Raw genomic sequence first — 10,629 nt, forward strand, 5'->3', positions numbered from 1 at the left:
GGCCGCGAACGGCTGCGCCGGTCATGAAGCGCGCCCTGCTGCCGCTGCTGCTGGCCGCGCCGCTGCACGCCGAGGTGCGCGAGCAGCTCGACTACCGCCACTACGACGCCCGCCTTGAAGCGCACGCCAGCCTGCGCCAGGCGCTGAACAGCGCCTCGCCGATCCGCCTGGACGGCCAGACCTACCACGGCTTCACCCGCTGGCAGGTGGAATGGCGCTTCTGGTGGCGGGAGGCGCGCGATGGCCGCTGCCGTATCGAACGCAGCAGCACCCAGCTGCAGGCCAGCATCACCCTGCCGCGCCTGCACGGCGGCGACGCCCAGCAGCAACAGCGCTTCGCCCGCTACCTGGCGGCGCTCGAGGAACACGAACTGGGCCACTACCGCATCGGCCAGGCGGCGGCGCAGGCCATCGACGCGGCGCTGCTGACGCTGCCGGAGCAAGCGGACTGCAAGACCCTGGAACAGCAGGCCAATGCCCGCGCCCACGCCACCTTGCAACGCCATATCGAGCGCGAACACCGCTACGACCGCGACACCGGCCACGGCGAAACCCAGGGCGCCTGGCTGGACGATTGAGCCGGCACGACCCGGTGCCGACGCGGCAAAAAAAGTTGAACCGCCATTAAACCGAACAGTCACTCTGCTTCGTCTACCCTCGCGTAACGGCCCATCGGCCATCGACAAGGAACCGCCCATGCGCACCATGACCCGTATCGCCACCGCCCTCGCCCTGACCGCCGCCAGCCTGGCCAGCACCGGCCTGCTGGCCGAGGAGGCGCGCTACAACCAGATCGCCCTGCGCGCCGAGGTGAATCAGGAAGTGGCCCACGACCTGATGCACGTCACCCTCTATACCGAAGCGCAGCACGCCGACCCGGCCAAGCTGGCCGCCGAGATCACCAACAGCCTCAACCAGACGCTGGAGCAAGTGCGCCAGGTCCGTGGCGTTTCGGTCAAGCTGGGCAGCCGTCACAGCTACCCGGTGTATGACGACAAGGGCCAGAAGATCACCGCCTGGCGCGAGCGCGCCGAAGTGCGCCTGGAAAGCGCCGACTTCGCCCGCCTGTCGGCACTGACCGGCGAGTTGCTGCAACAGATGAAGATGGCCGGCATGGACTTCAGCATCGCCACCGACACTCGCAAGACCCGCGAGGACGCCATGCTCAAGGACGCGGTGAATGCCTTCAAGGCCCGCGCCCAGCTAGCCACCGAGGCGCTCGGCGGCAAGGGCTACAAGCTGGTCAGCCTCAACCTCAACACCGGCGGTTTCCAGCCGCCGATGCCACGCCACTACGCTGCCAAGGGCATGGCGATGATGGAAGCGGCGCCCACCCCGGAAATCGAGGCCGGCACCAGCCAGGTCACGGTCAGCGCCGACGGCGTCATCGAAGTGCAGATGCCCTGAACCACGCCCCGCAACAAGGCCACGCCGTTATCGTCAGATAACGGCGTTTCGCCATCTTTTCCCTGCAAAATTTTCATAAATGCGACAGCAAGTTACAGCGCTGTAGCGCTAACCATTTCCTGTGCGACATCGCGCTTGCCTCGGGCACAAGGGCTGCATAGTTTCGGCGGTGGCCTCCACAAGAGGCTCCTCAAGGATCACAACCACAACAACGATGAGGTCATGATGCGCAAGAACGCCGTTATCCAGGCTTTGCTTACCGCTGGGCTGATCGCCAGCGCCCCCCTCGCCAGCGCCGCCAACCTGGTGTTCTGCTCCGAAGGCAGCCCCGCCGGTTTCGACCCGGGCCTGTACACCACCGGCACCGATTTCGACGCCGCGGCGGAAACCATCTTCAACCGTCTGACCCAGTTCGAGCGCGGCGGCACCCAAGTCGAGCCCGGCCTGGCCGAGAGCTGGGAGGTGTCCGAGGACGGTCTGGTCTACACCTTCAAGCTGCGCCCCGGGGTGAAGTTCCACAGCACCGAGTACTTCAAGCCCAGCCGCGCATTCAACGCCGACGACGTGCTCTTCACCTTCGGCCGCATGCTCGACAAGGATCATCCCTTCCGCAAGGCCTACCCCACCGAGTTCCCCTACTTCACCGACATGGGCATGGACGCCAATATCGCCAAGCTGGAAAAGCTGGACGATCAGACGGTGCGCTTCACCCTCAACGAAGTGGACGCCGCCTTCGTGCAGAACCTGGCGATGAGCTTCGCCTCGATCCAGTCCGCCGAGTACGCCGACCAGTTGCTCAAGGCCGGCAAGGCCGCCGACATCAACCAGAAGCCGATCGGCACCGGCCCCTTCGTGTTCAGCCGCTACCAGAAGGACGCAGTGATCCGCTACAAGGGCAACCAGGACTACTGGAAGCCCGAGGACGTGAAGATCGACAACCTGATCTTCGCCATCAACACCGACGCCTCGGTGCGCATGCAGAAGCTCAAGGCCGGCGAATGCCACGTCACCCTGTTCCCGCGCCCGGCCGACATCGCCTCGCTGCAGCAGGACGCCAAGCTGCAGATGCCCGAACAGGCCGGCTTCAACGTCGGCTATATCGCCTACAACGTCACCCACCCGCCGTTCGACAAGCTCGAGGTGCGCCAGGCGCTGGACATGGCGGTGAACAAGCAGGCGATCCTCGACGCGGTGTACCAGAACGCCGGCCAGCTGGCAGTCAACGGCATGCCGCCGACCCAGTGGTCCTATAACGAGACCATCAAGGACCCGGCCTTCGACCCGGAAAAGGCCAAGGCGCTGCTCAAGGCCGCCGGCGTCGAGGAAGGCACCGAGATCACCCTGTGGGCCATGCCGGTGCAGCGCCCGTACAACCCCAACGCCAAGCTGATCGCCGAGATGCTGCAGGCAGACTGGGCCAAGATCGGCATCCAGGCGCGCATCGTCAGCTACGAGTGGGGCGAGTACCTCAAGCGCGCCAAGGCCGGCGAACACGACGCCATGCTGATCGGCTGGAGCGGCGACAACGGCGACCCGGACAACTGGCTCGGTACCCTCTACGGCTGCGACGCGGTCGACGGCAACAACTTCTCCAAGTGGTGCTTCGAGGACTACGACAAGCTGGTCAAGGCCGCCAAGCGCACCACCGACCAGGCCGAGCGTACCGAGCTGTACCGGCAGGCGCAGGTGATCCTCAAGCGTGAGGTGCCGATCACCCCGCTGGCGCACTCCACCGTGTACCAGCCGATGCGCAAGGAGGTGCAGGACTTCCGCATCAGCCCCTTCGCGCTCAACTCCTTCTATGGTGTAGGTATCGCCCAGTGATGGCAGGCGGCGCGCCTGCGGGTGCGCCGTTTCTACCCGGATCAGGAGTTCACATGTCTTCCATGCCCTTTAAGCGCGGCGGCCTGCTGCTGGCCGCTTTGCTGTGCGCACAGGTCCAGGCGGCGAATAATCTGGTGGTGTGCAGCGAAGCCAGCCCGGAAGGTTTCGATATCGTCCAGTACACCGCCGCCACCACCGCCGACGCCACGGCCGAGACCCTGTTCGAGCGTCTGGTGGCCTTCGCCCCCGGCAGCACCGAGCTGGTGCCGGCGCTGGCAGAAAGCTGGGAAATCTCCGCCGACGGCCTGAGCTACAGCTTTACCCTGCGCCAGGGGGTGAAATTTCACGCCAACAACGACTTCACGCCAACGCGCACGTTCAATGCCGACGACGTGCTGTGGAGCTTCCAGCGCCAGCTCAATCCGAATCATCCCTGGCACAAGCTGTCGCTGCGCGGTTTCCCCTATGCCGAGGCCATGGGCCTGGCAAAGCTGATCGAGCGCATCGACAAGCTCGACGAACATCGGGTGCGCTTCGTCCTCAGGCATCCGGAGGCGCCCTTCCTGGCCAACCTGGCCATGGGCTTCGCCTCGATCTATTCGGCCGAATACGCCGAGCATCTGCTCGCAACGAACAAGCCCGAACGGCTCAACAGTCGGCCGATTGGCACCGGCCCCTTCGTCTTCGAGCGCTATGCCAAGGACGCCCAGGTGCGCTTTCGCGGCAACCCGGAGTACTGGGATGGCGCGCCAGCGATCGAGCGCCTGGTGCTGGCCATCACCCCCGAACCCAACGTGCGCCAGCAGCGGCTCAAGGCCGGCGACTGCCAGATCGCCCTCTACCCGCGCCCGGTGGACATCCCGGCGCTCAAGGCCGACGCCAGACTGCAGGTGCTGGAACTGGATTCGCTGCTGACCGCCTATATCGGCATCAACACCCGTCACCCGCCGCTGGACGACGTGCGCGTGCGCCAGGCGCTGAACCTGGCGTTCGACAAGGCTGCATATATCCGCGCGCAGTACGGCGAAGGCAACGCCACGCCGGCCGTGGCGCCCTACCCGGCGACGCTCTGGGGCCATGACCCCGAGCTCGCGGACTGGCCGCATGACGTTGAACGGGCCAAGGCCCTGCTGGTCGAGGCTGGTCACGCCGACGGCTTTTCCCTGTCGATCTGGACCCGCCCCGGTGGCGGGCCGACCAACCCCAACCCGGGCATCGGCGCGCAGATGCTGCAGGCCGACCTCGCCGCCATCGGCATCCGCAGCGACATCCGCGTGTTCGAGTGGGGCGAGCTGATCAAGCGCGCCAAGAACGGCGAGCACGACCTGGTGTTCATGGGCTGGGCCGGCGACAACGGCGACCCGGACAACTTCCTCACCCCCAACCTGTCCTGCGCCGCCGCCGAGAGCGGCGAGAACCAGGCCGGCTGGTGCGACAAGGCCTTCGATACGCTGATCGCTCAGGCGCGCCGCGAGCCCAAGCAGGAAAAACGCGCCGCGCTGTATCGCCAGGCCCTGGCGATCTTCCATAAGCAGGCGCCCTGGATCGCCCTGGCCCACCCCAAACAGTTCGCCGCCCTGCGCAAGGGTGTCGAGGGCTTCGTGCTGAGCCCGCTGGGGTCGAACAATTTCGCTCGGGTGAAGCTGCCATGAACAACCCTAGCCCGGATGCGATCCGGGACTCCTCTCGCGCCCTATCCCCGGATTGCATCCGGGCTACGACACGACCACAACAACGCCGGACCATGCAGTCCGGCACCCGCATCCCGCCACGGAGTAGAACCGCCTGATGCTGTCCTTTATCGCCAGACGCCTGGGGCTTTTGATCCCCACCTTCTTCGGCGTCACCCTGCTGACCTTCGCCTTGATCCGCCTGATCCCCGGCGACCCGGTGGAAGTGATGATGGGCGAACGCCGCGTCGACCCGGAGATGCACGCCCAGGCCATGGAGCGCCTGGGGCTGAACAAGCCGCTGCATGAGCAGTACTTCGACTACATCGGCCAGCTCGCCAGCGGCAATCTGGGCGAGTCGCTGCGTTCGCGCGAAAGCGTGTGGCGCGAGTTCCTCAGCCTGTTCCCCGCCACCGTCGAACTGGCCCTGGCAGCCTTGCTGTTCGCCGGCACCCTGGGTCTGATCGCCGGGGTGATCGCCGCGCTCAAGCGCGGCTCGCTGTTCGACCACGGGGTGATGGGCATCTCGCTGACCGGCTACTCGATGCCGATCTTCTGGTGGGGCCTGCTGCTGATCATGTTCTTCTCGGTCGGCCTGGGCTGGACGCCGGTGTCCGGGCGTATCGATCTGCTCTACGACATCCCGCCGGTCACCGGTTTCATGCTGATCGACACCCTGCTCAGCGACGAGCAAGGCGCCTTCGTCGACGCCCTGCGCCACCTGATCCTGCCGGCCATTGTGCTCGGCACCATCCCGCTGGCGGTGATCGCCCGGATGACCCGCTCGGCCATGCTCGAAGTGCTGCGCGAGGACTACATCCGCACCGCGCGGGCCAAGGGCCTGTCGCCGGCGCGGGTGGTCTTCGTGCATGGCCTGCGCAACGCGCTGATCCCGGTGCTGACGGTGTTCGGCCTGCAGGTCGGCAGCCTGCTGGCCGGCGCGGTGCTGACCGAGACCATCTTCTCCTGGCCGGGCATCGGCAAATGGCTGATCGAGGCCATCGGCGCCCGCGACTACCCGGTGGTGCAGAACGGCATCCTGCTGATCGCCTGCCTGGTGATCCTGGTCAACTTCACCGTGGACATCCTCTACGGCCTGGCCAATCCCCGTATTCGCCATCAGAAATAAGGAAGGCGCCATGCATAACCACATCGATCACCTAGGGTGGATGACGCTCTTTTCATCCACCGTGAAAAGGCATCGGTGGACGGGTGAAACGTCGTCCACCCTACGCGAGGTGCGCCCATGACCGCCGCCACCAGCCTCGACCAGAGCCTGCTCTACCCCTCGCCGCTGAAGGAATTCTGGCAGGCCTTCAGCCATAACAAGGGCGCCCTCGCCGGCCTGGCGTTCATGCTGCTGATGCTGTTCTGCGCGCTGTTCGCGCCCTGGATCGCGCCGCATGATCCCAGCGAGCAGTACCGCGACTTCCTGCTCACCCCGCCGGTATGGCTGGACGGTGGCCAGTGGCGTTTCCTGCTCGGCACCGACGAGCTGGGCCGCGACCTGCTCTCGCGGCTGATCCATGGCGCGCGCCTGTCGCTGCTGATCGGCCTGGCCTCGGTGCTGCTGTCGCTGATTCCCGGCATCCTGCTGGGCCTGGCCGCCGGCTTTTTCCCGCGCCTGCTCGGCCCCGGCATCATGCGCCTGATGGACGTCATGCTGGCGCTGCCGTCGCTGCTGCTGGCGGTGGCCATCGTCGCCATCCTCGGCCCGGGGCTGATCAACACCATCTTCGCCATCGCCATAGTCTCCTTGCCCAGCTACGTGCGCCTGACCCGCGCGGCGGTGATGGGCGAGCTGGGCCGCGACTACGTCACCGCCGCGCAATTGTCCGGCGCCGGCCTGCTGCGGCTGATGTTCGTCACCGTACTGCCCAACTGCATGGCGCCTTTGATCGTGCAGGCCACCCTGAGCTTTTCCTCGGCGATTCTCGATGCCGCCGCACTGGGCTTTCTCGGCCTTGGCGTGCAGCCGCCGACGCCCGAGTGGGGCACCATGCTGGCCTCGGCGCGTGACTACATCGAACGCGCCTGGTGGGTGGTGACCCTGCCCGGCCTGGCGATTCTGCTCAGCGTGCTGGCCATCAACCTGATGGGCGACGGCCTGCGCGACGCGCTCGACCCGAAACTGAAGAACGCCATCTGAGGAGGCCCGTATGCACAAGATGATCCCGCTGCGCATGGCGCTCCCTACCCCGGTCCACACGGGGGGCCATGCATGAGCCTGCTGGATATCCGCAACCTCTCGGTGCGCTTCGGCGCCGCCGATGCCGTGCCGGTGGTCGACGGCCTCGACCTCTGCGTGGAAAAGGGTGAGGTGCTGGCCATAGTCGGCGAGTCCGGCTCCGGCAAGTCGGTGACCATGATGGCGCTGATGGGCCTGATCGACGCGCCTGGCATCGTCCATGCCGACTGCCTGCAGTTCGACGGCACCGACATGCTGCGCCTGAAGGGCCGCCAGCGCCGGCATATCGTCGGCAAGGACCTGGCGATGGTGTTCCAAGACCCGATGACCGCGCTCAACCCCAGCTACAGCGTGGGCTTCCAGATCGAGGAAGTGCTGCGCCAGCATATGGGCCTGAAAGGCAAGGCGGCGCGCGCCCGTGCCCTCGAGCTGCTGGAACGGGTGGAGATCCCCGCCGCCGCCAGCCGCCTGGATGCCTACCCGCACCAGCTCTCCGGCGGCATGAGCCAGCGCGTGGCGATCGCCATGGCGATTGCCGCCGAACCCAAGCTGCTGATCGCCGACGAGCCGACCACGGCGCTGGACGTGACCATCCAGGCGCAGATCATGGAACTGCTGCTGAACCTGCAGCGCGACCAGGGCATGGCCCTGGTGCTGATCACCCACGACCTGGCGGTGGTCGCCGAGACCGCCCAGCGCGTCTGCGTGATGTACGCAGGGCAAGCGGTGGAGCTGGGCCGGGTGCCGACCCTGTTCGACGCGCCCAGCCACCCCTACACCGAGGCGCTGCTCAAGGCCATCCCCGAACACAGCGCCGGCGCCCGCCGCCTGGCGACGCTGCCCGGCATAGTGCCCGGCCGCTACGACCGTCCGCAGGGCTGCCTGCTGTCACCGCGCTGCCCCTACGTGCAGCCGCGTTGCCGCGAGGAGCGCCCAGCGCTGGACGCACACGAGCGTGGCGCCGCGCGCTGCTTCTTTCCCCTGGAGGTGGCCCGATGAACAGCGTTCTCCAAGCCCATGAGCTGACCCGTCACTACAGCGTCTCGCGCGGCCTGTTCAAGCCGGCGGCCTTGGTGCAGGCGCTCAACGGCGTGTCCTTCAGCCTCGAGGCCGGCAAGACCCTGGCGGTGGTCGGCGAGTCCGGCTGCGGCAAGTCCACCCTGGCCCGCGCCCTGACCCTGATCGAAGAGCCCAGCGCCGGCAGCCTGCAGATCGCCGGGCGCGAGGTTGCCGGCGCCAGCCGGGCCGAGCGCAAACAGCTGCGCCGCGACGTGCAGATGGTGTTCCAGAACCCCTATGCCTCGCTCAACCCGCGGCAGAAGATTGGCGATCAGCTGGCCGAGCCGCTGTTGATCAACACCGATCTGTCCCGCGCCGAACGCCGCGAGCGGGTACAGGCGATGATGCAGCAGGTGGGCCTGCGCCCCGAGCATTACCAGCGCTACCCGCACATGTTCTCCGGCGGCCAGCGCCAGCGCATCGCCCTGGCCCGCGCCATGATGCTGCAACCCAAGGTGCTGGTGGCGGACGAGCCGACCTCGGCGCTGGACGTGTCGATCCAGGCCCAGGTGCTCAACCTGTTCATGGACCTGCAGGAGCAGTACCGCACCGGCTACGTCTTCATCTCGCACAACCTGGCCGTGGTGCGCCACGTCGCCGACGAGGTGCTGGTGATGTACCTCGGCCGCCCGGTGGAGATGGGCGCCAGCGCCGCCATCTACCATCGCCCGCTGCATCCTTACACCCAGGCGCTGCTGTCGGCCACCCCGACCCTCCATCCCGATCCGCACAAGCCCAGGATCAAGATAGTCGGCGAGCTGCCCAACCCGCTCGACCCGCCCTCCGGCTGCGCCTTCCATCAGCGCTGCCCGCATGCCGACGCACGCTGCCGCGGCGAGCGCCCGGAGCTGCGCCTGATCGAAGCGCGCCAGGTGGCCTGCCATCATGTGGAGCGGATCAACGGCTAGCAGGCTCAACCGTAGGTTGGCGCTGAGCGCAACGAAGCCCAACGAGCAGCCCCGAGCAGCGCTCATGGGGGGCGTTGGGCTTCGTCGTCGGCGCCTCAACCCAACCGATGAGCCGGGGGAAAACCTCCTCGCCAACTCAAGGCGCCGGCGGCAGGGTCAGCTCGATGCTTTCTGCCAGCGAATCCTCCAGCCGCTGCAGCTCAAGGCCCACGGCAGCGGCGTCGTCGGCCAGGGATTCGGCGATGCGAATGAACTGCGGCGTCGCTTCGACGAAGGCCAGCACCACCATGGGGTCGAAGCGCGTGCCGCTGGCCGCGCCGATCTGCGTCACCGCCTGCGCCGGGCTGATGCGCGGCAGGTAGGGATGCTGGCAGGTCAGCTCCTCGAAATGGCCGATCAGCGCCATCAGCCGCGCCGACAGCGGGATCTGCTCGCCGTGCAGGCCCTGCGGGTAGCCCTTGCCGTCCCAGCGCTCGTGCTGGCCGTAGACGATGTCCTTGGCATCGCAGAGAAAACCGGCGCTGCCGCCCAGCTTGCGCTCGGCGCGCTCCAGGGCGTCGCGCCCGGCCGTCACGCCCTCCTGCAACAGGCGCAGATCGGCCTCGTTCGGCTCGCCGTGGCTGAGCAGCACGCGATCGGGCAGGGTCAGACGACCCAGTACATGGAGCATGGCCGAACGCCCCAGCTGGGCGATGCGCTCGGCGTCCAGCTCGCCGCTTAGCGCCGGCTGCTGACGGGCAAGGGCCTTGGCCAGGCAAGTCATGTAGCGCTCGATACGCTGCAGGTGCCGGCTGCGCGGGTTGTCGCGCATCAGCGCCAGGCTGGCCATGGCCTCGATGGTCACGTCCTGCAGCTTCTGGATGTCGCGGGTGCGGCGCTTGACCTCCAGCTCCAGGTACTCGCTCTTGTCGCGCAGGTAGTCGGTGGCGGCCTTGAGCTGCAGCTGCGCCTTGACCCGGGCGAGGACGATGGGCGGGCTGATCGGCTTGGTGATGTAGTCGGCGGCGCCGAGGTCGAAACCCAGCTGTTCGTCGGCCACCTCGCTCTTGGCGGTGAGGAAGATCAGCGGAATGTCGCGGGTCTGCGGGTCGGCCTTGAGCCGCCGACAGACTTCGTAGCCGTCCATCTCCGGCATCATGATGTCGAGCAGGATCAGGTCCGGTGCCGGGCTGCCCTGGGCGATGCGTAGGGCCTTGGCGCCGTTGTTGGCGACCTTGACCCGGTAACGGTCGATCAGCAGTTCGCTGATCAGCTGCAGGTTGTCCGGGGTGTCGTCCACCACCAGGATCATCTCCTGCTCGGGCCTGTCGAGCATCTCGACCATCGCATCCCCCTGTTTCAGCACTCTATGCCCTGCTCGGCCGCCGCCTCGCGCAAGGCCAGCAGCCCCTGTTCGAAATCGTAGCCGTGCACCGCGCGGGCGATGGCGGCATATCCCTCATTAAAGGCGCTCTGCAGCATTTCGCGCTGTTCCTCCAGCAGTTTTCCGCTGCGCGGATCGTCCTCGTCGAGCAGCCGCGCCAGCTGCTGGCAGACCCGCTGCAATTCGCCGGGCTCGACGGCGACCTCGCGC

10 protein-coding genes are annotated in these 10,629 nt (G+C 67.0%); 8 read left to right on the forward strand and 2 right to left on the reverse strand.

Going from position 1 to position 10,629, the window contains the following annotated elements; genetic code table 11:
* The 8 genes from N878_RS03345 to N878_RS03380 all read left to right on the forward strand — a co-directional run.
* On the forward strand, positions 1–578 hold a 578-nt coding region (locus tag N878_RS03345), incomplete at its 5' end, for a DUF922 domain-containing protein (protein ID WP_256217934.1).
* 118 nt (positions 579–696) lie between these two features.
* Positions 697–1,407, forward strand: a complete 711-nt coding sequence (locus N878_RS03350; protein WP_021442276.1) for an SIMPL domain-containing protein — start codon at positions 697–699, stop codon at positions 1,405–1,407.
* A gap of 225 nt (positions 1,408–1,632) precedes the next feature.
* Complete coding sequence (locus N878_RS03355; RefSeq protein ID WP_031302691.1) at positions 1,633–3,231, forward strand: ABC transporter substrate-binding protein; 1,599 nt, start codon at positions 1,633–1,635, stop codon at positions 3,229–3,231.
* A 53-nt stretch (positions 3,232–3,284) separates the two neighbouring features.
* Entirely contained in the window at positions 3,285–4,883 is a 1,599-nt protein-coding gene (locus N878_RS03360; RefSeq protein ID WP_021442278.1) for an ABC transporter substrate-binding protein, read from the forward strand.
* Positions 4,884–5,019: 136 nt separating this feature from the next.
* Positions 5,020–6,030 carry an ABC transporter permease subunit gene (locus tag N878_RS03365; protein ID WP_021442279.1) on the forward strand — a complete coding sequence of 337 codons (1,011 nt, stop codon included), beginning with the start codon at positions 5,020–5,022 and terminating at the stop codon, positions 6,028–6,030.
* A gap of 117 nt (positions 6,031–6,147) precedes the next feature.
* Positions 6,148–7,050 (forward strand): ABC transporter permease subunit, encoded by a 903-nt coding sequence (locus tag N878_RS03370; RefSeq protein WP_021442280.1) that lies wholly within the window; start codon positions 6,148–6,150, stop codon positions 7,048–7,050.
* 72 nt (positions 7,051–7,122) lie between these two features.
* Positions 7,123–8,088, forward strand: a complete 966-nt coding sequence (locus tag N878_RS03375) for an ABC transporter ATP-binding protein (protein WP_021442281.1) — start codon at positions 7,123–7,125, stop codon at positions 8,086–8,088.
* A complete protein-coding gene (locus N878_RS03380) occupies positions 8,085–9,056 on the forward strand; it encodes a peptide ABC transporter ATP-binding protein (RefSeq protein WP_021442282.1) in 972 nt (323 codons plus the stop codon). The genes N878_RS03375 and N878_RS03380 overlap by 4 nt, the downstream gene beginning before the upstream one ends.
* A 136-nt stretch (positions 9,057–9,192) precedes the next feature.
* Here the strand turns inward: N878_RS03380 and N878_RS03385 are convergent, their stop codons facing one another.
* Together N878_RS03385 and N878_RS28835 are read right to left on the reverse strand one after the other, a co-directional pair.
* Positions 9,193–10,380 carry an HD domain-containing phosphohydrolase gene (locus tag N878_RS03385; protein ID WP_021442283.1) on the reverse strand — a complete coding sequence of 396 codons (1,188 nt, stop codon included), beginning with the start codon at positions 10,378–10,380 and terminating at the stop codon, positions 9,193–9,195.
* 14 nt (positions 10,381–10,394) lie between these two features.
* Positions 10,395–10,629 (reverse strand): hypothetical protein (locus N878_RS28835; protein WP_036987297.1); only part of this gene is annotated, 235 nt, incomplete at its 5' end.

This window comes from Pseudomonas sp. EGD-AK9 (assembly GCF_000465935.2).
In the GTDB taxonomy this organism is placed as follows: domain Bacteria; phylum Pseudomonadota; class Gammaproteobacteria; order Pseudomonadales; family Pseudomonadaceae; genus Aquipseudomonas.

Bases quoted from the DNA above. Each gene is read 5' to 3' on its own strand.
- N878_RS03375 (WP_021442281.1), top strand. From the start codon at position 7,123: ATGAGCCTGCTGGATATCCGCAACCTCTCGGTGCGCTTCGGCGCCGCC.
- N878_RS03365 (WP_021442279.1), top strand. From the start codon at position 5,020: ATGCTGTCCTTTATCGCCAGACGCCTGGGGCTTTTGATCCCCACCTTC.
- N878_RS03380 (WP_021442282.1), top strand. From the start codon at position 8,085: ATGAACAGCGTTCTCCAAGCCCATGAGCTGACCCGTCACTACAGCGTC.
- N878_RS03385 (WP_021442283.1), bottom strand. From the start codon at position 10,380: ATGGTCGAGATGCTCGACAGGCCCGAGCAGGAGATGATCCTGGTGGTG.
- N878_RS03355 (WP_031302691.1), top strand. From the start codon at position 1,633: ATGCGCAAGAACGCCGTTATCCAGGCTTTGCTTACCGCTGGGCTGATC.
- N878_RS03360 (WP_021442278.1), top strand. From the start codon at position 3,285: ATGTCTTCCATGCCCTTTAAGCGCGGCGGCCTGCTGCTGGCCGCTTTG.
- N878_RS03370 (WP_021442280.1), top strand. From the start codon at position 6,148: ATGACCGCCGCCACCAGCCTCGACCAGAGCCTGCTCTACCCCTCGCCG.
- N878_RS03350 (WP_021442276.1), top strand. From the start codon at position 697: ATGCGCACCATGACCCGTATCGCCACCGCCCTCGCCCTGACCGCCGCC.